Source organism: Bradyrhizobium genosp. P (assembly GCF_049949265.1).
GTDB lineage: Bacteria > Pseudomonadota > Alphaproteobacteria > Rhizobiales > Xanthobacteraceae > Bradyrhizobium.
Window position 1 is genome coordinate 6,826,129 of the sequence record NZ_CP188195.1, and the last position, 22,474, is coordinate 6,848,602.

Genomic DNA, 22,474 nt, shown 5'->3' on the forward strand with positions numbered 1-22,474 from the left:
AGCTATTCATACGACGACGGCCCGCTGTCGCGATAGGCCCACAGGCAGTCGCGCGGCAGTGCGACCTGCGCCTCGACGCCGACCTGGTGCCGCGCGGCGGTGCCGAGTTCGATCGCCTCCAGCCGCTTGCCGAACAGCTCGAGACCGTAGGCGGTCTGGGTGCCTTGATAGCGGCGGTCGACCACCTTGGCCTGGAAGGTGTTGCCGCCGTCCGGACGCCCGATCGCGATGTTCTCCGGCCGCAGCGCGACGCGCACCTTCTCGTCAGGTGCAAGCGCGTGAAACAGGGCCACCTCGCCGAGCCTGCCGTCACCGAAATCGACCACGCCGTATTTGCCGTTGCACGCGACCAGCGTGCCCGCGAGTTCGTTGGTGGCGCCGGTGAAATTCGCGACGAACAGATCGGCCGGACGATTATAGATCCGATCGGGCGTATCCATCTGCAAGAGCTTGCCGTCCCGCATCACGCCGATGCGGTCGCCGAGCACGACGGCTTCGGCCTGGTCGTGGGTGACGTAGAGCGCGGTCATGCCGGTCTGCTTGAGGATGATGCGGAGATCATCGCGCAGCCGCAGGCGCAATTTGGCGTCGAGGTTCGACAGCGGCTCGTCGAGCAGCAGCAATTGCGGTCGGTACACCATGCTGCGCGCCAGCGCCACGCGCTGCATCTGCCCGCCCGAGAGCGCGACCACCGGCCTATCGGCATATTCGGACAGGCCAACCAGCGCCAGTGCTTCGTCCACCTTGCGGTTGGCGTCAGCGCGCCCGATCTTGCGGTGTTTCAGCGGATAGACCACGTTCTGCCGCACCGTCATATGCGGCCAGACCGCATAGGACTGGAACACCATGCCGAGTTCACGCGATCGCGGCGGCACCTGGATTCCGCGCGCGGGCGACGATACCACGCGTCCCGCAATGCTGATCTCGCCATCGGTCGGATGCTCGAGCCCGGCGACACAGCGCAAGGTCGTGGTCTTGCCGCAGCCCGACGGCCCGAGCAGCACTACGATCTCGCCGGCAGGCACGGTGAAGCTAACGCCGTCGATCGCCGGGCGGCCGATCGCGAACTGTTTTCTGAGCTCGGTGACTTCGAGCGTCGCCGTCATCTCTGCATCCGTCGCTTATTGCCGGTAGCCGAACGTCTTGTCCCAGTCCGCCACCCATGCGGCGTGCAGCTTCACATACTCGTCGAATTTCGGATACCAGAGCTTGACCACCTTGGAATCGAACCCCTCAGGGAATGCCGGCGGCACCTTCAGCGAGGTGAGGTTACCGAGTTCCTTGATCATGAAGGTCTGTCCCTCTTTCGACATGCACCAGTTCAGGAACAGCTTGGCGGCGTTCGGATGAGCGGCCGTCTTCGGAATGCCGGTGGCGTAGGGGTTGACCGGCGCGCCCTCGGGCGCGAAGAAGATTTCGATCGGCGCGCCGTCCTTCTTCTTCTGATAGATGATGTTATAGAGCAGCGGTCCCATCGCGATCTCGCCGCGCACCAGCGCATCGGCCATCGGCGCCCCGGAGGGATAGAGAATCGGATGGGTCGCCGCCTGCCTCGCCCAATAGTCCTCGCCGAGCACCTGGCGTTCGAACATGATCCGCGTCCAGGTCGTGCCGCCGGACTGCGCGAACACCTGCCCCGTCATCTTGTCATATTGCGGCTTGGTCAGGTCCATCCAGGATTTCGACGGATCCTTCACCAGCTCGGTGTTGTAGGCAATCGACCACGCGATCGTCGCGCGTGGCCAGAGTTTTGGCGAGATCAGCGCAGCCGGATCATACTCCGCGGCATTCGGCGGCGCGTAGTCCTGGAACAGATCCTCGAGCGGCTGCATCAATGCGCGGTCGGAGTGATCGACCACGTCGGCGATCAGCTTGCCGGCGGCGGCCTCGGTCTTGACGCGGGTGATGAGCTGGCCGCCGGGCGCGCGGACCATCTCGACCTTGATCTCGGGAAAACGCTTGTTGAAGGCCTTGATCACCTCCTGCTCGATCTCGGCAAAGTTCGCCGTGTAAAAGACGAGCTTGCCTTCGGCCTTTGCGGCTGCGATCAGTTCCGACGAGCCGAACTCCTGCGCCTGCGCAATCGGTGTCAGCGCGAACGTCGCGACACCGGTCAAGGCCAGTGTGGTGAAGGTCCGTCGATCCATCGCCAATCCTCCGCTTGCTTGTTGTTATCCGGTCCGGCCCACATTGGCCTGCGTCACCCCGCGCGACAGCCAGTTGGCGCCGCCGATCAAGACGCCGAGCAGCACCGTCTGCACCAGACTGAAGGCCGCCGTCTTTCCGATGTTGCCGCCCTCGTAGTAGTCGAGCAGCAGCACCGACATCACCATCGTGTTGCTGGTGTAGAGAAACAGCGACGAGCCGAGCTCGCGGATCGCCAGCACGAACAGCAGCGTCATGGCCGCCAGCACGCCCGGCCGCGCCAGCGGCAGCACGATGGTCCTGATCGTGCTCAGCGTCCCCCTGCCGCAGACCCAGGCCGCTTCCTCGAGCTCGCGGTGGATCTGCAGGAACGAGGTCGACAGCGCCTTCACGGTGTCGGGCATGAAGCGAGCAATGAAGGCGAGCGCCAGAATCCAGATCGTGCCGTACAGCCCGCCGGGCACGCCGATCCAGGCCCAGAGATAGGCGACGCCGACCACCAGGCCGGGGATCGCAACCGGCAGCGTCGAGATCAGGTCGATCGCGCGCCGTCCGGTGACCCGCGTGCGATGGATGGTGTAGCCGATCGCAAAGGCCAGCGCTCCGCCGGCGATCGCGGTGATGACGCCGACCTCGACCGCGTTGTAGATCGAGTTCAGCGTCAGCGGATTGTCGAAGATGCTCTGGAAATGCATCAGCGAATATTGCCGCATGTCGAACAAGCTGGCGGCGTCGCGGATGAACATGAACTTGCGGAAGGCGGCAACGATCAGCGCCAGCAACGGCAGCACCACGACGATGAGAAGATAGACGATCGCAAGCGCCAAAGTGAGCCACCGCCACGGGCCGAGGTCGAGACTGCGCGGCCGGAATGCCTTGCCGGCGACGGTCGTGTAGCTGCGTCCGCTCAGCACCCTCTGCTGGAGGTAGACCAGGCCACCCGTCACCACCATCAGGATGATCGCGACGGCGGCCGCGGTGTTATAGAGCGGCGGCGACCAGTTGGTGAGCTTGAAGATGTAGGTGGTGAGCACGCTGAGATTGGTCGGCGCGCCCAGCACCGCGGGGATGCCGTAGATACCGAGCATCACGATGAACGACAGCAGCATGCCCGAGACGATCGCCGGCATGATCAGCGGAAACGTCACCGTGAACAGGGTTGCGAACGCGCTGGCACCGGAGATTTCGGCGGCCTCCTCCAGGCTCGGATCCATGTTGCGCAGCGCCGAGGCGGTGAACATGTAGACGTAAGGCGCGTAATAGATGCCGAACACGAATACCAGGCCCCACATCGAATAGAAATCGACGCGCAGGTCGGACCCCATCGACTTCAACATCGTATTGATCAGCCCGGTCTTCGGCGAACCGAGGATCGCCCAGGCCACGCCGGCCACCAGCGGGGGCGCGAACAACGGCAGGATGCTGGCGGCGGCAATGAAGCCCTTGAATGGCGTGTTGGTGCGCACCACAATCCAGGAGAAAAACAGGCCGATCGCGACCGCTACTCCCGTGCCGCCGCCGCAGGCGATCAATGTGTTGAGCAGCGCCTCCCCGACATTCGGATTGGCGAGCACGGTGAGGAAATTGGCGACCGACAAATGGCTCAGGCTGATACCGTCGACCACCGGATTGGTGTCGGTCAGCGCGCCGAGCAGCAGCATGAAGACGGGATAGATGACCAGGAAGGCCAGGATCGCCAACAGGGCTGCGACCCAGAGACCGGTGAGCGCACGCTGACGGGCGCCCTCGCCGGCGCCACGCGTCATCTCGCTGCGCCGGTCCGCCTGTCCGTGCAATGCGCTTCCCCTCTGCGGCCCATTCTGAAATTGCAGCCGCCTTGTATACCAAGGGTAGTCGAATGCTCCGGTGACGCAAGCTATCCGAAAGTCGCCTTGGCGCGATTGTATGACGCACCGGGCCCCGCCGCCGGCCGCCGGATCCTGCGCGCCATCGAGGGATATCTGCATGGGCCATGACCCGACGTGCACGGCTTCGAAGGCCGCATCGCATACGCATCATGCAGCAGAACGGCTGTAGAACGGGGGGCCGGCGTAGTACATGGCGAGTTGGAGATATCTGAGGCATGCTCGAAAAGACCCCGACATCAGGCGCAGCTTCGGCGCCCGTCACCGATGGACTGCCCTGGGAGACCCGGCGCTGGGCAATCGCGGCGATCTTCACCGCGCTGGCGATGGCCTCGCTCGACACGGCGATCGCCAACATCGCACTGCCCGCGATCGCCAACGATCTCCATGTCAGCCCCGCCGAGGTCGTGTGGGTCGTCAACGTCTACCAGATCGCCCTGGTCGCGACGCTGCTGCCGCTCGGCGCACTCGGCGAAATCGTCGGCCATCAGCGCATCTATCTCGCCGGCCTGCTGCTGTTCACGTTGGCGTCACTCGGCTGCGCCCTGGCGTGGTCGCTGCCTAGTCTGCTCGTGGCGCGCGCCCTGCAGGGACTGGGCGCCAGCGGCCTGATGAGCGTGAACACCGCGCTGGTGCGCTTCGTCTATCCGAACCGGATGCTCGGCCGCGGCTTCGGCCACAACGCGCTTGTCGTCGCGACCGCCTTCACGCTGGGGCCGACGATCGCGTCGGGCATCCTGGCCTTCGGCCCGTGGCCCTGGCTGTTCGCCGTCAACATTCCGTTCGGGCTGATTGCAATTGTGATCGGACTGAAGACGCTGCCGGCGACGCCGCGCGCCACGCACAGCTTCGATTTCACGGGCGCGGCACTGGCCTGTGCCTGTCTCGGCCTGTTCATCATCGGGATCGGAAGCGCCGCCCACAAGGCGCAGCCGGCGCTTGTGACTGCCGAAATCATTTGCGCCCTGGTGTTCGGCTGGATCCTGACCCGGCGACACGCCGAACATCCCGCGCCGATGCTGCCGATCGACCTGTTCAGGCGGCCGGTCTTCGCGCTCTCCGCAGCCACCGCGGTCTGCTCATTCGCTGTGCAAGGCCTCGCCTTCGTGTCCTTGCCGTTCTACTTCGAGGACATATTGCATCGGTCGCAGGTCGAGACCGGCTTCTTCATGACGCCGTGGCCGCTGGTCGTCGGCATCATGGCGCCGATCGGAGGGCGCCTCTCGGACCGCTATCCCGCGGGCATTCTTGCCGGCATCGGCATGCTGCTGCTGTGCTTTGGCATGGTGCTGCTGGCGACCCTGCCCCCCGAGCCGAGCGTTGCCAACATCGTCTGGCGCACGATGGTCTGCGGCGTCGGGTTCGGCTTCTTCCAGACGCCGAACATGAGAGCGATCATGTCGAGCGCGCCGCCTCACCGCAGCGGCAGCGCCAGCGGCATCGTCGCAACCGCACGGCTGATGGGGCAGACCACCGGCGCCGCGCTCGCCGCGCTGTGCTTCGCGCTGGCTGACCGCGAGGGCGCAACCGTCGCGCTCGCGCTCGGCGCCGGCTTTGCCGCGCTTGGCAGCGTCATGAGCTTCCTGCGGCTGGTGGTTGCCTCACCGCAAAAGGCATGACAGCCATGTGCGCAAGCGCGGGCGGCCCAACACCGGCCCTTCAATTTTCTTCCCGCCCTGCAAACGCATTTTCTTGATTTGAACGGTTCCAGTTTCAAGGCCACCATCGCCGCGAAGTTCAATCGGAGGATTGGACCAATCAGGGGATAGCGATGGCAAACCTCAATATCAACGGCAAGACAATCAATGTGGACGTCGAGGACGACACACCGCTGCTGTGGGCTATCAGAGAGAATGTCGGACTGACGGGGACCAAATACGGTTGCGGCATCGCGCAGTGCGGCGCCTGCACCGTGCATCTCGACGGCGTCGCGATGCGCTCGTGTGGCGTCACGGTCAGCGAAGCCACCGGCAAGCAGATCACCACCATCGAAGGGCTCGCGGTCAACGGTGTGCTGCACAAGGTGCAGCAGGCCTGGATCGCCAATGACGTTCCGCAATGCGGCTACTGCCAGAGCGGTATGATCATGGCAGTGGCAGCACTGTTGAAGGAGAACCCGAAGCCATCAGACGACGACATCAACGACGCCATCACCAATATCTGCCGCTGCGGCACCTTCCAGCAGGTGCGCGAGGCGATCCATGCTGCCGCAAGCGCGTGAGGGGGCAGCCATGAATCAGCACGTCATGCCAAAGCTCAATCGCCGCGCCTTCGTCGTCGGCGCAACCACCGCCGGCGCCGGTCTCGCGCTCGGCCTCGATCTTCCCTTCGGCGGACTCAGCGCGGTGCGCGCCGCCGACGGCTCGCCCGAGGTCAACGCCTGGGTCGTGATCCGGCCCGACGACACGGTGGTGATCCGTATCGCCCGCTCCGAAATGGGACAGGGCACACTCACCGGCCTCGCCCAGCTTGTCGCCGAGGAGCTGGAATGCGACTGGTCGAAGGTCACGACCGAATTCCCGACGCCCGGCCAGAGCGTCGCGCGCAAGCGCGTCTGGGGCGACTTCTCGACCGGCGGCAGCCGCGGCATCCGTACCTCGCAGGACTACGTGCGCAAGGGTGGCGCGGCCGCCCGCATGATGCTGGTCCAGGCGGCGGCCAATGACTGGAAGGTGCCGGCCTCGGAATGCAAGGCGTCCAACAGCGTCATCACGCATACGCCCTCCGGCAGGACCACGACCTACGGCAAGGTCGCGGAAGCGGCCGGCAAGCTCGAACCGCCAACCGACATCAAGCTGAAGGATCCCAAGGACTGGACCATCGCCGGCAAGGGCCTGAAGCGACTCGATACCGTCGACAAGACCAACGGCAAAATGATCTACGGCATCGACGTCAAGCTGCCGGGCATGTTGAACGCCGCGATCAAGGATTGTCCGGTGTTCGGCGGCAAGGTGAAGAGTTTTGACGAATCCAAGATCACCAGCATGAAGGGCGTCAAGAAGGTGGTGCAAGTCGGCGATAGCGCCGTCGCTGTCGTTGCCGACACCTGGTGGCACGCCAAGACCGCGCTCGACGCGCTGCCGATCGTCTGGGACGAGGGCCCCAACGCCAAGGTCTCCAGCGAAACGATTGCGAAATGGCTCGCCGAAGGCCTCGACAATGCACAACCGGCCTTTGTCGGCCAACAGAACGGCGACGTGAAAGTGGCGATTGCGGGCGCGGCCAAGAAGGTCGAGGCCGTCTACAGCTACCCCTACCAGAACCATGCCACGATGGAGCCGATGAACGCCACCGCGATCTACACGCCTGACAAGTGCGAGGTGTGGTGCGGAACGCAGAATGGCGAGGCGGCCTACGCGGCGGCGCTGGAGGCCTCCGGCCTACCGGCGGAGAAAGTCGACGTGCACAAGCTGATGCTCGGCGGCGGCTTCGGCCGGCGGGGCATGACCGACTATGTCCGCCAGGCGGTCGCGATCGCCAAGGCGATGCCGGGCACGCCGATCAAGCTGTTGTGGTCACGCGAAGAGGACATGCAGCACGGCAAGTATCATCCGATCACGCAATGCAAGCTGACCGGCGCGTTCGATGCGGATAACAACCTGGTCGCGCTGCACTACCGGCTGTCGGGACAGTCCATCCTGTTCTCGGTGCGCCCTGAAGCGCTGCAGAACGGCATGGACCCCGCTGCATTCCAGGGCGTCGCGCAATCAGGCGAAGCCGCGATAGGCTATTCGGTACCGAATTTGCTGGTCGAGCATGCGATGCGCAATCCGCACGTCCCGCCGGGCTTCTGGCGCGGCGTCAACGTCAATCACAACGCGATCTATCTCGAATGCTTCATGGACGAGATGGCCCAGGCCGCAGGCCAGGAGCCGCTCGAATTCCGTCGCAAGTTGATGGGCAAGCACCCCAAGCACCTCGCCGTGCTCAATGCCGTGGCCGAAAAGATCGGCTGGGGCACGCCGGCGCCGCAGGGGGTGTATCGCGGCATCGCGCAGGTGATGGGCTATGGCAGCTATGTCGCCGGCGCCGCCGAAATCTCGGTGACCGACGGCAGCAAGATCAAGGTGCATCGCATCGTCGCCTCCACCGATCCCGGCTACATCGTCAATCCGGCGCAGGTCGAACGGCAGATCGCAGGCTCGTTCGTCTTCGGCCTGAGCGCGCTGTTCTACGGCGGCTGCACCGTGAAGGACGGCCGCATCGAGCAGACCAATTTCGACACCTACAACTCGATGCGGATCAACGAAATGCCGAAAGTGGAAGCGGTGATGGTGCCGAGCGGCGGGTTCTGGGGCGGCGTCGGAGAGCCGACGATCGGCGTTGCGGCGCCAGCCGTGCTCAACGCCTATTTCGCGGCGACGGGCAAGCGGATCAGGACGTTCCCGCTGCGTAACCAGAACATCACCTTCGCCTGAACCAACAACGAGCGGCGGCCCGACCGGCCGCCGCTCCCTTTTTCGGATTATCACGCATGGCCGTCACGCGTCGTCCGACGCGCAGGGATGTCGTCCGCGGAGCCGCCGTTATCGCAGCGGCGGCGCTGGCATGTCCGTCATTTGCGCAAGGCTCACCACGTGTCGTCGTGATCGGCGGCGGCTTCGGCGGCGCGGCTTGCGCGCGGACGCTGCGGCGGCTCGATGCGAGGCTTCAGGTCACGCTGATCGAGCCGAACAGGACTTTCACCGCTTGCCCGTTCAGCAACGAGGTGATCGCGGGCTTGCGCGACCTCGCCGCGCAGCAATTCGGCTACGACAGGATCGCGGCCGATGGCATTGCGATTGCCGCCCAAGCGGCCACGAAAGTCGACGCACGGGCGCGCACGGTCAGCCTCGCCGACGGCACCAAACTGCCCTATGACCGGCTTGTCCTCGCACCGGGCATCGAGATGCGGTTCGACGCCCTGCCCGGCTATGACGAGGCGGCGTCCACGAGGATGCCGCATGCCTGGAAGGCCGGCGAGCAGACGCTGCTGTTGCGCAAACAGCTCGAGGCGATGGATGATGGCGGCCTCGTCGTGATCGCAGTACCCGCCGCGCCGCTGCGCTGCCCGCCCGCACCTTACGAGCGCGCCAGCCTGATCGCGCATTATCTGAAAACGCGGAAGCCGCGCTCAAAGGTCCTGGTTCTCGACGCCAAGGATAGCTATTCGCAGCAAAAGCTGTTCGAGAATTCCTGGAAGGAGCTTTATCCCGGCATGATCGAGCGGATCGGGCTTTCGCAAGGCGGACGCGTAACGTCGGTCGATCCTGCGACCAACGCCATCGTCACCGACTTTGGCAATTACACCGCCGCCGTCGTCAATGTGATCCCACCACAGAAGGCCGGCCGTATCGCCGAGATCGCCGGCGCCGCCGACCACACCGGCTGGTGCCCGATCGATCCTGTCAGCTTCGCCTCGAAGCTCGTACCCGATGTCCATATCATTGGCGACGCCTGCATCGCCGGCGGCATTCCGAAATCCGCATCCGCCGCGAGCGCGCAAGGCAAGGCTTGCGCGGCCGCGATCGTGAATTCGCTTGCCGGAAGGACGCCCGATGCGCCCCGGCTCGATGGGGCGTGCTACAACACCGTGGCACCCGGATATGCGTTCTCGTTGAGAGGCATCTACCAGCCGAAACAGGACCAGTATGCCGAGACCGAGGTGACCACGAGCCCGGTCGAGGCATCGCGCGAGGCACGGCAGCGCGAGGCCGCGCAGGCGCTGGAGTGGTTCAAGACCATCACGGTGGATGCCTTTGGTTAGACCAGCTATCATAGCGTTGTTCGCAGCCGCCTCACTCGTGACCTGCTGGCCGGCGGGAGCACAGGGTTTGCGTCCCTACGCCATCGTCGGAGATGCGGTTCCAGATCCGCTGGGCGGAACCAAGGGCGACGCGACGCGCGGCCGCGCGCTGATCGTTGAACGCTCCAGCACTTGCATCCTCTGCCATAGCGGCCCATTTCCGGAGCAAGCGTTCCAGGGTGACCTGGCGCCGAACCTGTCCGGCAGCGGCAAACGCTGGACGGAAGGGCAGTTGCGGTTGCGATTGGTGGACGCTTCGCGCCTCAATGCCGCGACGATCATGCCGTCCTACTATCGTGTCGACGGGCTCAATCGCGTCGGTGCCTCCTGGCGCGGCAAGCCGATCCTTTCGGCGGAGCAGATCGAGGACATCGTGGCCTATCTGGCGACGTTGCGCGACTAGGGAAGGACGATGCCGAATTCGGATCAGACCACGCGCCGAACATTCCTGGGCCTCACGGGCGGCGCCGCCGTGCTGAGCACGGTTCCGATCGTGACCGTGCGACCAGCCGGCGCGACCCCTGCCATGCTGTCGGCTGCGATCCGCAACGTTATCGGCGAAGCCAATGTGCGGACCGGCAAGGTCAAGCTCGACATTCCGCCACTGGTCGAGAACGGCAATACCGTGCCGATGACGATCAGCGTCGTCAGCCCGATGACGGCTGACGAGCACGTGAAGAGCATCCACGTCTTCAACGAGAAGAATCCGCAGCCCAACATCGGCAATTTCTATCTCGGGCCGCGCGCCGGACGCGCCCAGGTGTCGACCCGCATCCGCCTCGCCGACAGCCAGAAGGTCACGGCCATCGCGCGGCTTTCCGATGACACGTTCTGGTCGGCAACCGTCGATATCGTGGTGACGCTCGCCGCCTGCACCGAGGAGGCGATCTGATGCCCTCCGCCCTCATCAATGTGCCGGCCAAAGCGAAGCGCGGCGATATCATCGAGATCAAGACGCTGATGTCGCACATCATGGAAACCGGCTATCGCCACACCGCCTCCGGCGAGGTGGTCCCGCGCGACATCATCACGAGCTTCACCTGCCGCTACAACGGCGCAGAGATCTTCCGCGCCGATCTGTTTCCGGCGATTGCCGCCAATCCGTTCATCACCTTCTGCACGACGGTGACCGAGAGCGGCAAGTTCGAATTCGAGTGGATCGGCGACAAGGGATTTTCGGAGACCGCATCGGCTTCGATCACGGTCGAATGAGGATTGTCGGCTGCCTTGCGATTCTAACAGTGATCAACGGCGCGGCGCTCGCAGCCGAAATCCCGCAGGCCGAACGCCGTTCCGGCACTAGCTTCATGGGCCCGGACACCAGAGCGATGCAGGACGAGGACACTGCCAATCCCGGCATGCTCTGGGTGCTTGACGGCGAAGCGCTGTGGAAGCGCGATGCGGGCAGCGCGGGCAAAGCCTGCGCCGACTGCCACAACGATGCGCACGTCAGCATGAAGGGCGTCGCTGCGCGCTATCCAGCGTTCGAGAAGGCCCTTGGTAAGCCGATCGATCTGGAACAGCGCATCAATCTCTGCCGCAGCAATCACCAGCAGGCGCCACCGCTCACCCATGAAAGCCGCGAGCTGCTGGCATTGACGGCCTATGTCGCGGAGCAGTCACGAGGCATGCCGATCGAGACCGGCGATGATCCCCAACTCGCGCCATTCGTCGCGAAGGGACGCGAACTGTTCATGCAGCGGCAGGGCCAGCTCAATCTCGGCTGCGCCAATTGCCATGATGATAACTGGGACAAGAAGCTTGCCGGTTCCCCAATCACGCAAGGACAACCAACCGGCTATCCGCTCTACCGGCTGGAATGGCAGTCGCTGGGATCATTGCAGCGCCGGCTGCGCGCCTGCATCACCGGCATCCGGGCGCAGCCCTATGACTACGGCTCGACTGAATTGGTCGAGCTTGAGCTCTATCTGATGACGCGGGCGCGAGGGATGAAGATCGAGACGCCCGCGGTCAGGCCTTAGCGCTCTGCGAACGCCTTCTCGACCACGAACTGCGCGGGTTCGCCGTGATTGCCCTCGACGAGGCCGCAGCCGTTGAGCAGCGCGCGGGTGTCGGCGACCAGCGCCGGCGAGCCGCAGATCATGACCCGGTCGTGCGCGGCATCGAGCGCTGGCAGGCCGATATCGGTGAACAGCTTACCCGAGGTGATGAGGTCGGTGATGCGTCCGCGGTTGCGGAAGGGATCGCGAGTCACGGTCGGATAGTAGATCAGTTGGTCGCGTACGAGTTCGCCGATCAGCTCGTCGTTCGGCAGCTTCTCGGTGATCATCTCGCCATAGGCGAGCTCCTTGACCTTGCGGCAGCCATGCAGCAGCACGACCTTCTCGAAGCGATCGTAGGTCTCGGGGTCCTTGATCACGCTGAGGAACGGCGCGAGGCCCGTGCCGGTACCGATCAGATAGAGGTTGCGGCCGTCCTCGAGGTTGTCGATCACGAGCGTGCCGGTGGCCTTGCGGCTGACGATGATCTCATCGCCTTCCTTGAGATGCTGGAGGCGCGAGGTCAGCGGGCCGTCCGGCACCTTGATCGAGAAGAATTCGAGCGTGTCCTCGTAGTTCGCGCTGGCGACGCTGTAGGCCCGCAGCAGCGGCTTCTCGCCGACCTTGAGCCCGATCATGGTGAATTCGCCGTTGCGGAAACGGAACGTGGGATTGCGGGTGGTCTTGAAGGAGAACAGCGTGTCGGTCCAGTGGTGAACGCTGAGGACGCTTTCCTGGTTGAAATTGCTCATCGCACCAATCCCTGATTTTGCTGAAGCGGGAAGGACCTGAAGCCGTTGACCGGCTCGATCGTTTGTATACGATCATTCGTATACAAACGAATAATCCGGCTTGATCGAAAAGTCAAGCCGGGCTCAAATTCACCAGCAATTTCAGTGAACGGAAGGAACCTCTCCATGGCTCACGACGCGCCCCAGGCCACCGGTCCCAGCAAGCTGGTGATCCGCAATATCGGGCTACTGTTGTCGGGGGCCCTGGAGAAGCCGATCCTGGATGCCGATACGATCACAGCCGAGAACGGCAAGATATCAGCGATCGGCCGCTTCAAGGATGTCGATACCGAAGGCGCTACGACTGTGGTCGACGCCAATGGGACGACGGTCGCACCGGGCCTGATCGACAGCCACGTCCACCCCGTCGCCGGCGATTGGACACCGCGGCAGAACCAGACCAGTTGGATCGACAGCTATCTGCATGGCGGCGTCACCACCATGATCTCAGCTGGAGAGGTGCACATGCCCGGCCGGCCGCGCGACATCGTCGGGCTGAAGGCGATGGCAATTTTCGCGCAGCGCGCGTTCTGGACGCTGCGGCCCGGCGGCGTGAAGGTGCATGCTGGCGCGCCCGTGATCGAGTGCGAGATGGTCGAGGACGATTTCAAGGAACTCGCAGCCGCCGGTGTGAAACTGCTCGGCGAGGTCGGGCTCGGCGGCGTCAAGGACGGCCCGACCGCGCGCAAGATGGTCGGCTGGGCGCGCAAATACGGTATCCAGAGCACGATCCACACCGGCGGGCCGTCGATCCCCGGCTCCGGCCTGATCGACAAGGACGTGGTGCTGGAGGCCGACACCGATGTGGTCGGTCACATCAATGGCGGCCACACGGCCCTCCCGGACGACCAGATCCGCTGCATCTGCGAGGGCTGCAAGCGCGGGCTGGAGCTGGTTCACAACGGCAATGAACGCTCAGCGCTGTTCACGCTGCGCACCGCGCGTGAAATGGGTGACCTGCACCGCGTCATCCTCGGCACCGACGCGCCGGCCGGCTCCGGCGTGCAGCCGCTCGGCATTTTGCGGATGGTCTCGCTGCTGTCCTCGCTCGGCGATCTCCCCGCCGAACTGGCGTTCTGCCTTGCGACCGGCAACACCGCGCGGATGCGCGAACTCGATTGCGGGCTGATCGAAGTTGGCCGCTCGGCGGATTTCGTGCTGATGGACATGGCGCAGCATTCGCCGGGCAAGAACATCCTGCACAGCGTGCAGCTCGGCGACCTCCCCGGCATCGGAATGACCATCATCGACGGCATCGTCCGCACCCAGCGCAGCCGCAACACCCCGCCCGCTGGGAGGGTGCCGGAGATCGTGGGGAAATAGACCAAAGACGTCATTGCGAGGAGCGAAGCGACGAAGCAATCCACGCCGCAACAAGCGGAGGGGTGGATTGCTTCGCTACGCTCGCAATGACGAAAGGATAGATCCCGTCGATGCCGGCAGGGCGATCACCGCAACCTGCTCAGCAGCGCCACCAGCGTGTCGCGCTCCTTGGCGTCGAGCGGGGCCAGCGTTTCCTTCGAGATCGTCAGCGCATTCGTCGCGGCTTTTTCGGCTGTTTGCTGGCCGGCACGCGTAAGACTGACCATCAGGCGGCGGCCGTCATCGGGATCTGATGAGGTCTCGGTCAGGCCGCGTGCGGTAAGACGGTCGATCACGCCCTTGATGGTCGCAACATCCATCGAAGTCAGGCGCCCGAGCTGGTTCTGCGAGCAAGGCCCGATTTCCGAAAGCTTCGACAGCGCCGCCCACTGCGTCGGCGTCAAATTGATGCCGATCTCGCGCGCAAAGATCATGGCGTGGCGCTGCGATACCTGGCGCAGGATGAAGCCGATCTGCTCGTCGAGCACGTAGGATGGCTTCGCCGGCTTCACGCTTCGCTTCTGGGCAGTTGTTCTGGCCATTGTCTTGCCCTGCCCCTTACAGCGACAAATGCGCGTCGCGGATATCCGGACGCGCGTCAAGTTCAGACATCGTGCCGCCGAAACAGATCCGGCCGCGCTCGATGATGTAGGCGCGATCCGAGATCAGGCGCGCGAAGTGCAGATTTTGCTCCGACACGACGATGCTGACGCCCTCTTTCTTCATCGCGAGGATCGCATCGACCATCTGCTCGACGATCTTCGGCGACAGACCTTCCGATGGTTCGTCGAGCAGCACCAGCGACGGGTTGCCCATCAAGGTGCGCGCGATCGTCAGCATCTGCTGCTCGCCGCCGCTCATGCGGCCGCCGGGGCGCCCGCGCATCTCGCCGAGGTTCGGGAACAGCTTGAACAGCTTGTCGCGATCCCATTGCGGCGCGCCTGCCCGCTTCGGCTGGCGCCCGACCTCGAGATTTTCTTCAACCGTCAGCTCGGTGAAGATGCGCCGCTCCTCCGGCACGTAGCCGAGGCCACCGCGAACGATCGCATGCGTCGGCTCGCGCGACACATCCTTGCCCTCGAACACGATGCGGCCGGAGCGGTTCTCGACCAGGCCGACGATGGAGCGGAACGTCGTGGATTTTCCGGCGCCGTTACGCCCGAGCAGCGCGACCACCTCGCCCTCCCCCACCTCGAGCGCGATGTCGAACAGGATATGCGCCGGGCCGTAGAAGCTGTTGAGGTCGTTCACGGAGAGCTTCATACGGGCGCTCCCTCGCGGTGACGCGCGTCGTAGAGCAGGCCATCGCCAAGATAGATCGCCCTGACCTGGGCATTTCCGCGAACCTCTTGTGGCGAGCCTTCGGCAATCAAGGTGCCGCGGTTGAGCACGAGAATGCGGTCAGAGTGCTCGAACACCACGTCCATGTCGTGCTCGGTAAAGAGTACGCCGATCGACTGCTCGCGCGCGATGCGCGCGGTCAGCCGCATCAGTTCGATGCGTTCGCGCGGCGCCATGCCGGCGGTCGGCTCGTCCATCAATAGCAGCTTCGGCTGGTTGGCGAGTGCGATCGCAAGCTCCAGCCGCTTGAGATCGCCATAAGCGAGTTCGCCGCAGGGCCGCTCGGCGTAGGCGCCCATGCCGACCAGATCGAGCAGGCGCCCGGCCTCGTCGCGCGCGTAGCCCGCCGTCGTGGTCCACAGATTGAACAATTGCCGGCCATGCGACACCAGCGCGACCTGCACGTTCTCGCGCACCGTCATGGTCGGGAACGTCGCGGTGATCTGGAAGGTGCGCCCGACGCCCATCCGCCAGATCGCGCGCGGCTTCTTGGCCGTAGTGTCATCGCCCAGCACCCGCACGCGCCCGGAGTCCGGAATGATCTGGCCGTTGAGGACGTTGAAGCAGGTGCTCTTGCCCGCGCCGTTCGGTCCGATCAGCGCCAGGATCTCGCCGGCGCGCAGCTCGAACGAGACGCCGCGCACGGCATGCACACCGCCATAGGATTTGGTCAGGCCTTCGACCGACAGCAATACAGGAACCATGCTCATTCGGCGGTCTCGATGCGCGAGGTAATAAGTGGTGATGTCGATGAGGTGGATTTTCGACGGCGGTACAGGATCGTCTCAAGCGTGCCGACGATGCCCTTCGGGAAGGCAACCACAATCAGCACCACGAAGGCGCCGAGCACGAGCTTGGAGAGATCGGTCTGGCTGACCAGCCAGATGTTGAGCGCCTTGTAGACGATCGCCCCGACCACCGCGCCCGACACCGTCTCGACGCCGCCGAGCAGCACCATGACGAGTGCGTCGACCGAGAGCGAGATGCCCATATTGTCCGGGAAGACGCTACCCTTGAGATAGGCAAACAGCGCACCGGCGAGGCCGGCCACGGTGCCCGCGATCACGAAGGCGGTCCACTGGATGCGCTTCCCGTTGATACCGATGGCTTCACTGCGCAGAGGAGAGTCTCGCGTCGCGCGCAGCGCGAAGCCGAACGGCGAGAACACGATGATCCGCAGGATCACGACCGCGAGCGCGGCGACGCCGAGCGACAGCCAGTAGAAATGCGACGCGCTCGCCGCCCAGCTCGAAGGCCAGACACCGAGAATGCCATTGTCGCCACCGGTGACCGACACCCACTGAAACGCAATCGACCAGACGATCTGGGCAAAGGCCAGCGTCAGCATCGCGAAATAGACGCCGGATAGCTGGACGGCGAAGAAGCCGAACACGGCGGCGCCAAGTAGCCCCAGCAGCGGGCCGAGCAGCAGGCACGCGATCATCGGCAGACCGGCCATCTTGGCGAGCAACGCCACGCCATAGGCACCGAGCCCGAAATAGGCCGCATGGCCGAACGACGCGAGCCCACCGACCGACATCAGGAAGTGCAGGCTGACCGCGAAAATCACAAAGATCGCGATCTCGGAGCCGACGGTCAGCGCGTAATTACCGGCGAAGAACGGCAGCGCGGCGGCGACGATCAACGCGGCGATCGCGGCGAAGCGTTCGTTCGACGTCAACGGCCGCCACGGATTGACTGTCAGCCCCGGCGTGCGTCGCACCGCTGCCTCGGGCTTGCCGAACAAGCCCCACGGGCGGACGATCAGCACCACCGCCATCACCAGGAATACCAGGATGATGGAGATTTTCGGAAAGATCAGGATGCCGAACGCGTTGAGCTCCGACACCAGCACAGCCGCGACGAAGGCGCCGATGATGCTGCCGAGGCCGCCGATCACGACCACGACAAAGACCTCGACGATGACACGCAGATCCATCGCGTGATTCACGGCATCGCGCGGAATCTGCAACGCACCGCCAAGGGCGGCGAGAAAGACGCCGAGCGCGAACACGCTGGTGAACAGCCATTTCTGATTGACGCCGAGGGCCGCGACCATGTCGCGGTCCTGCGTCGCCGCGCGGACCAGGATACCCCAGCGGGTGCGCTGGAACAGAAGCCAGAGGATACCGAGCACGACCGGCCCAAGCACGATCAGGAACAGATCGTAGCTCGGAATGTTCTGGCCGAAGAAATCGATCGCGCCCCTGAAACCCGGCGCCCGGCGCCCGACCAGATCGTCCGGGCCCCAGATCAGCACGACGAGGTCCTCGACCATCAGCGTGAGGCCGAAGGTCGCGAGCAACTGAAAGAGCTCGGGCGAATGATAGATCCTGCGCAGCAGCACCATCTCGACCAGCACGCCGATGGCGGCAACGACAAAGGCGGCCACGACGATGCCGCCCCAGAAGCCCAGCGTACCTTCGAGGCGCTCGGTCAGGGTGAAGGCGACATAGGCGCCCAGCATGTAAAACGCGCCATGCGCGAAATTCACGATCCGCGTCACGCCGAAGATGATCGACAGGCCCGAAGCGACCAGAAACAGCGCCGCCGCGCTGGCAAGACCGGTCAGGAACTGGACGACATAGAAGGCCATGGGCGATCCGCGTTGGAGTGGTTGCGCCGATCGAGATCGCCGCGTCGGCTTCCTTCACCTCGCCCCGCTTGCGGGGAGAGGTCGAATTCAGGCGCTAGCCTGAATTCGGGTGAGGGGTCTCTCCGCGCGCACAACTCGCGGAGAGACCCCTCACCCCAACCCTCTAAGAGCGAGCTTCGCTCGTCTCGACCCCGCAAGAGCGGGGCGAGGGAGAAAACAGCATCAATCCTTCGGCCGCATCTTCTCGACTTCAGTGTCGCTGGGCAGGTAGTCCGAACCCTTGCGATAGGCCGCATCCACCATGATGCCCTTGCCGTCCTTCAGCGCGGTCTTGCCGACGAAGGCTCCTAACGTCGACTGGTGGTCGATCTTGCGGAATGTGATTTCGCCGAACGGCGACGGCACCGCGATCCCTTCGGCCGCGGCGATCAGCTTCTCCGGATCGGTCGAGTTGGCCTTCGCCAAAATCGCCGCTGCGGACTTGATGGTCTCATAGCCGACGATCGAGCCGAGCCGCGGATAGTCGTTGTATTTCGCCTGGTAGGCCTTCAGGAACGCATCGTGCTCGGGCGTCTTGATCGAGTACCAGGGGTAACCCGTGACGATCCACCCCTCAGGCGTCTCGTCCTTCAGCGGATCGAGATATTCCGGTTCGCCGGTCAGGAAGCTCACCACCTTGCGATCCCTAAACAGACCGCGGGTGTTGCCTTCGCGCACAAGCTTCACGAGGTCGGCGCCAAAGGTGACGTTGAGGATTGCTTCCGGATTGGCGGCGGCAACCGCCTGCACCACGGGGCCAGCATCGATCTTGCCCTGCGGCGGCCATTGCTCGTCGACCCACTGGATATCGGGCCGTTTCTCCGACATCAGCTTCTTGAACACCGCGACCGCCGACTGGCCGTATTCATAGTTCGGCGCGATCGTCGCCCAGCGCTTGGCGGGCAATTTCGCCGCCTCCTCCACCAGCATCGCAGCCTGCATGTAGTTGGAGGGCCGCAGGCGGAAGGTGTAGCGGTTGCCCTTCGACCAGGTGATGGCGTCGGTCAAAGGCTCGGCGGCGAGAAAGAATACTTTCTTCTGGTTGGCAAAGTCGCTGACGGCAAGACCGATATTGGAGAGGAAGGTTCCGGTGAGCATCGCGACGTTCTCGCTCGAGACCAGTTCGTTCGCCGCGGTCTGCGCATCCGCCGGCTTGCCGCCATCATCCTTCGAGATGACGACGAGCTTCTTGCCGTTGATGCCGCCGGCGGCATTGACCTCCTCGACAGCAAGCTGCCAGCCCTTGCGATAGGGCTCGGTGAACGCCGGCAACAGCGAGTAGCTGTTGATCTCGCCGATCTTGATCTCGCCGCTTTGTGCCATGGCATTACCCGCCATGGACGCAACCGCAATCGCCAATCCCGCCCCCACGACATAACTACGCATCCCGTACCTCCAGCTTTCTTTCAAAGTGATTATCGCAATCCGTCTTCGCCCTTGACCTCTGTAACCGTCAGTCCGCCGACCCGCGGCAGCGGCCGTCCGCTGTCGGTCACCGCGACCGCGACCATGATCTCGTTGGCGCGTGGCGCGTCGTTGATCTGGACCTCCATGCCGTCGAAATGACTGCGCACGAAGGCCGCGTCCTTGTGGCCGAGCGGAATGTCCAGCGTCGTGCCCGGACCGGAGCGCTTCTTCGACGAGGGTATCAATGCCGCGCCCTTGCTCAGCACCTTCCGCACCGGCGCGCCCATCTTCGGATGCAAGATCGCCGCCGCATGCTCCAGCTCGCCATTTTCGCCGACGGCGGCGGCCTTGCCATAGGAATGCGCTTTCGATCCCTGGATACCGAGCGCGGCCACCGCCCGCCTCGACAGCAACTCGCCGAGTTCCTCGCCAATTGCGATCAGCGGCGACAGATCCTCGACATAGCGTCCGGCAAAGGGATTTTCGATCACGGCGATCGCCGCAGCCCGCCGGGTCGGCGGGGCGATAGTCTTGCCCATCTCCAGATGGGTTTCCTCTACCACGGTGACGATCTTGCGAATGACGGCGCTCATTGTGTCAGCCTCGCTCCCGGTCATGCCTGCATCATGCTTGTTATCGTTGTTTCACGAAACGCCTGCGATTTCGGCGCCACGGCCCCGGTTGCACCGACGACCACCGTTTCGCCCAGTAGACGCAGCGCTGCGCCCTCGATCAACCCCGACATCAGGAGGTCGCGCGCCCGGATGGCGCCGGCCTCGAGCGCCTGCCTGACCTTGATCTCCGACAATACGCCGACATCGCGAGTCACCAGCCGTGCACCGAGATCGCTGTCCGGCTGCACCTCGCAGGCCGGGACGCGCAGGATCGCGGGATGCCCGGGCAGATCGACCGCATTCGCAATGACGGTCGCGGCGGCATCCGCCTGCGACGCGGTGCGTGCCAGCACGGTGACCGCGTCCGCAATGCCAAGCGAGAAGCTGCGGCCATGGCGGCCACTGGTCGCGATACCACGAACCGGCATGTCGGCATCGACGGTCATCGAGCGGATCACGCCGTGACGGTCCGGCCGATCCATCAGCCCGACGGTGAACTTCTCACCACCGGTGAGATGCAGCGCGATATCGCCACCATTGTTGACATAGGCGCGATCGAGCGGCGCCGCCCGCAGCATCGCACCTAGAATTTCTTCAGCGACCGAACCCGCCACGGCCGCCATCGGTGTGATGAAACAGTCGGCGGCAAACGGCGCGACCGCTGCATGCATGCGCCGAGCGACCACGCCTTGAAGCGCACAGTGCCGGAGATCGGCAGCGGCGCGCAACAAGCTCAACTCCGCACAGAGCTCATCAAGCAAACCGGTGAAGCGGTGCGCCGCAGCCTGAAAGGCCGCGCGAACGTCGGCGTCCCTGCCCTTGGCCTCAACAATCAGATCAATCGGACCGTCCTGCAAATGCAGCCGCTTGCCGTCAGGAAGAAGCGCGATTTGCGGGAGCCGGGTCATGCGCGACGTCCGGGAATACGGGGCATCGGGCGAACCTCGGCGCTCTCCCGCAGAGAGGATAGCGGCTGGACGAAATCCATGTGACCACCAAGCGCCGCGTAGTCGGTCGATTTCATCATGAACTCGATCGGCGCCACCAACGCGGGTGTCGGCACAAAGCCGAAGGCGCCGGCCGGCATCTGCGTGACATCGACCATGAAGGTGATGCCGCCGCCCGGCCAGACATAGACCGGCGCGCCGCCGCTGGTCACTCGCGTCAGCGCGTCCTTGACCGAGCGTGTCAGCCGCACCGGATTGTCGGTGACGCCGGCGCGCAGCGATCCGCCGGCGCCGCCCATGAACAGCACGGTGCACAGCGCCGGCTCACAATTTTCCTGGATGCGCTCGACTGAAAACTTCAGGTCGGGAGGCATCTCGGTCTCAACCGGATTCAGCACCTCATCGAGTACGTAATAGGATGCGTGCTCGCCCGTCGTCGAGACCATCAGCATGGTCAGCCCGGGCCGCGCCTCCTTCGGATTGAAGGGTCCGAGGATCGATAGCGGATCGGAAATATTGGTGCCGCCCCATCCCGTGCCGGGATCGGCGACCTGGAAGTAGCGGCCGGGCGTCGAGCGCCGGCCCTTCATCTTGATGCCGGTATCGGCGATGTCGAGCAGCTTGCCGGCCTGATGCTCACTGAGCACGCCGGTGATGTGGTCATCGACCACCACGACCTCATCGACCTTGCCGTGCCACTGCTTGGCGAACATGCCGATGGTCGCCGAGCCGCAGCCGACCCGCATGCGCTCTTCCGCCATGCCGTTAACGATCGGCGGCTGGCCGGCCTGCACAACCACCGTGGCACCGCCGTCGATGGTCAGTTCAACCGCCTTGCAATTGGAGAGGTCCATCAGCGTGTCGCAGGTGACACGACCCTCCTTCTTCGAGCCGCCGGTCAAATGATGCACGCCGCCGAGCGAGAGCATCTGCGAGCCATATTCGCTGGTCGTGACGTGGCCGACCGCTTCGCCTTCTGCGCGGACGGTTGCCGTCTCAGGACCGAGATAGCGGTCGGTGTCGATCTTCACCTTGACGCCGCAATACGAAAAGATGCCCTCGGTCACGACCGTGATCATGTCGACGCCGTCGACTTCCGACGACACGATGAAAGGCGCGGGCTTGTAGTCTGGATAGGTGGTACCGGCCCCGATCGCGGTAACAAAGAGATCGGGCTGGCGGACGATCTTGCCGTCCCAGTCGCCGCTCACCTGGAACGGAACCAGCTTGCCGCCGTGTTCGACGGTGCGCTCCAGCACGACGTGCGGATCGACGCGCACCAGCGTGCCGTCGTGATTGGCGTAGCGGTCGCACGCGCCGGCTGCACCCGGCTTGATGTAACACATCACCGGGCAGGCATCGCAGCGGATCTTGTCGCCGGCGGCGGCGACGGTCATTGTGTCAGCCATCGTGACCTAGCCTGGACTTGTAACGGCGGCAGATCAACCTGTGTCCGGCCGCCTGCCCATATCGTTCGTATACGAATGATCCTGCGCGCGGACCCGAAACCTGTCAAGCGGCCTTTGCAATCAAAAGCTGCCGCTGCCGAATAATAACCCAATTGCCTAGACTCCCTGTTTAT

At 64.2% G+C, this 22,474-nt stretch carries 21 protein-coding genes; 9 read left to right on the plus strand and 12 right to left on the minus strand.

What is annotated here, in order from left to right; genetic code table 11:
• Positions 1-2 precede the first annotated feature (2 nt).
• Genes ACP2YO_RS32695 through ACP2YO_RS32705 form a run of 3 tightly spaced genes read right to left on the minus strand, consistent with a single transcriptional unit; the run spans position 3 to position 3,911 of the window.
• Positions 3-1,106 (minus strand): ABC transporter ATP-binding protein, encoded by a 1,104-nt coding sequence (locus ACP2YO_RS32695; protein WP_426435254.1) that lies wholly within the window; start codon positions 1,104-1,106, stop codon positions 3-5.
• 15 nt (positions 1,107-1,121) lie between these two features.
• Positions 1,122-2,147 (minus strand): ABC transporter substrate-binding protein, encoded by a 1,026-nt coding sequence (locus ACP2YO_RS32700; protein ID WP_426435255.1) that lies wholly within the window; start codon positions 2,145-2,147, stop codon positions 1,122-1,124.
• A 24-nt stretch (positions 2,148-2,171) separates the two neighbouring features.
• Entirely contained in the window at positions 2,172-3,911 is a 1,740-nt protein-coding gene (locus tag ACP2YO_RS32705) for an ABC transporter permease (RefSeq protein ID WP_426435256.1), read from the minus strand.
• Between the two features lie 317 nt (positions 3,912-4,228).
• On the opposite strand from ACP2YO_RS32705, the gene ACP2YO_RS32710 reads away from it, so the two are divergent.
• The 8 genes from ACP2YO_RS32710 to soxA all read left to right on the plus strand — a co-directional run bounded on the left by ACP2YO_RS32710 (position 4,229) and on the right by soxA (position 11,777).
• Entirely contained in the window at positions 4,229-5,629 is a 1,401-nt protein-coding gene (locus ACP2YO_RS32710; protein ID WP_426435257.1) for an MFS transporter, read from the plus strand.
• A 152-nt stretch (positions 5,630-5,781) separates the two neighbouring features.
• Positions 5,782-6,231, plus strand: coding sequence for a (2Fe-2S)-binding protein (locus ACP2YO_RS32715; protein ID WP_426435258.1), 450 nt, complete (start codon positions 5,782-5,784; stop codon positions 6,229-6,231).
• A 10-nt stretch (positions 6,232-6,241) separates the two neighbouring features.
• On the plus strand, positions 6,242-8,428 hold the full coding sequence (locus ACP2YO_RS32720; protein WP_426435259.1) for a molybdopterin cofactor-binding domain-containing protein: 2,187 nt from the start codon (positions 6,242-6,244) through the stop codon (positions 8,426-8,428).
• A 56-nt stretch (positions 8,429-8,484) separates the two neighbouring features.
• Positions 8,485-9,756 carry an FAD-dependent oxidoreductase gene (locus ACP2YO_RS32725; RefSeq protein ID WP_426435260.1) on the plus strand — a complete coding sequence of 424 codons (1,272 nt, stop codon included), beginning with the start codon at positions 8,485-8,487 and terminating at the stop codon, positions 9,754-9,756.
• Positions 9,743-10,198 carry a sulfur oxidation c-type cytochrome SoxX gene (soxX, locus tag ACP2YO_RS32730; protein ID WP_426435261.1) on the plus strand — a complete coding sequence of 152 codons (456 nt, stop codon included), beginning with the start codon at positions 9,743-9,745 and terminating at the stop codon, positions 10,196-10,198. Before ACP2YO_RS32725 ends, soxX begins: the two co-directional genes overlap by 14 nt.
• Before the next feature lie 9 nt (positions 10,199-10,207).
• Positions 10,208-10,687, plus strand: coding sequence for a SoxY-related AACIE arm protein (locus ACP2YO_RS32735; protein ID WP_426435262.1), 480 nt, complete (start codon positions 10,208-10,210; stop codon positions 10,685-10,687).
• Positions 10,687-11,007 (plus strand): thiosulfate oxidation carrier complex protein SoxZ, encoded by a 321-nt coding sequence (gene soxZ, locus ACP2YO_RS32740; RefSeq protein ID WP_426435263.1) that lies wholly within the window; start codon positions 10,687-10,689, stop codon positions 11,005-11,007. The genes ACP2YO_RS32735 and soxZ overlap by 1 nt, the downstream gene beginning before the upstream one ends.
• Positions 11,004-11,777: a sulfur oxidation c-type cytochrome SoxA gene (soxA, locus tag ACP2YO_RS32745; RefSeq protein ID WP_426435264.1), complete on the plus strand. Its 774-nt coding sequence runs from the start codon at positions 11,004-11,006 to the stop codon at positions 11,775-11,777. The genes soxZ and soxA overlap by 4 nt, the downstream gene beginning before the upstream one ends.
• Here the strand turns inward: soxA and ACP2YO_RS32750 are convergent.
• Positions 11,774-12,547, minus strand: coding sequence for a ferredoxin--NADP reductase (locus ACP2YO_RS32750; RefSeq protein WP_426435265.1), 774 nt, complete (start codon positions 12,545-12,547; stop codon positions 11,774-11,776). The genes soxA and ACP2YO_RS32750 overlap by 4 nt on opposite strands.
• 165 nt (positions 12,548-12,712) lie before the next feature.
• Here ACP2YO_RS32750 and ACP2YO_RS32755 point away from each other — a divergent pair, with 165 nt between their 5' ends.
• On the plus strand, positions 12,713-13,909 hold the full coding sequence (locus ACP2YO_RS32755) for an amidohydrolase family protein (RefSeq protein WP_426435266.1): 1,197 nt from the start codon (positions 12,713-12,715) through the stop codon (positions 13,907-13,909).
• 125 nt (positions 13,910-14,034) lie between these two features.
• Here ACP2YO_RS32755 and ACP2YO_RS32760 read toward each other — a convergent pair whose 3' ends face one another.
• From ACP2YO_RS32760 to ACP2YO_RS32795, 8 genes are all read right to left on the minus strand, one after another.
• Positions 14,035-14,490 (minus strand): MarR family winged helix-turn-helix transcriptional regulator, encoded by a 456-nt coding sequence (locus ACP2YO_RS32760; protein ID WP_426435267.1) that lies wholly within the window; start codon positions 14,488-14,490, stop codon positions 14,035-14,037.
• A gap of 16 nt (positions 14,491-14,506) precedes the next feature.
• The gene (locus ACP2YO_RS32765) at positions 14,507-15,211 is read right to left on the minus strand and encodes an ABC transporter ATP-binding protein (protein WP_426435268.1); all 705 of its coding nucleotides are present in this window, start codon (positions 15,209-15,211) and stop codon (positions 14,507-14,509) included.
• Positions 15,208-15,999, minus strand: coding sequence for an ABC transporter ATP-binding protein (locus tag ACP2YO_RS32770; RefSeq protein WP_426435269.1), 792 nt, complete (start codon positions 15,997-15,999; stop codon positions 15,208-15,210). Before ACP2YO_RS32770 ends, ACP2YO_RS32765 begins: the two co-directional genes overlap by 4 nt.
• Positions 15,996-17,885 (minus strand): ABC transporter permease, encoded by a 1,890-nt coding sequence (locus ACP2YO_RS32775; protein WP_426435270.1) that lies wholly within the window; start codon positions 17,883-17,885, stop codon positions 15,996-15,998. Before ACP2YO_RS32775 ends, ACP2YO_RS32770 begins: the two co-directional genes overlap by 4 nt.
• Before the next feature lie 222 nt (positions 17,886-18,107).
• Positions 18,108-19,310, minus strand: a complete 1,203-nt coding sequence (locus tag ACP2YO_RS32780; protein ID WP_426435271.1) for an ABC transporter substrate-binding protein — start codon at positions 19,308-19,310, stop codon at positions 18,108-18,110.
• 29 nt (positions 19,311-19,339) lie between these two features.
• On the minus strand, positions 19,340-19,924 hold the full coding sequence (locus tag ACP2YO_RS32785; protein WP_426435272.1) for an amino acid synthesis family protein: 585 nt from the start codon (positions 19,922-19,924) through the stop codon (positions 19,340-19,342).
• Between the two features lie 20 nt (positions 19,925-19,944).
• Positions 19,945-20,853, minus strand: coding sequence for a UPF0280 family protein (locus ACP2YO_RS32790; RefSeq protein WP_426435273.1), 909 nt, complete (start codon positions 20,851-20,853; stop codon positions 19,945-19,947).
• Entirely contained in the window at positions 20,850-22,301 is a 1,452-nt protein-coding gene (locus ACP2YO_RS32795; RefSeq protein WP_426435274.1) for a 6-hydroxynicotinate reductase, read from the minus strand. The genes ACP2YO_RS32790 and ACP2YO_RS32795 overlap by 4 nt, the downstream gene beginning before the upstream one ends.
• Positions 22,302-22,474 lie beyond the last annotated feature (173 nt).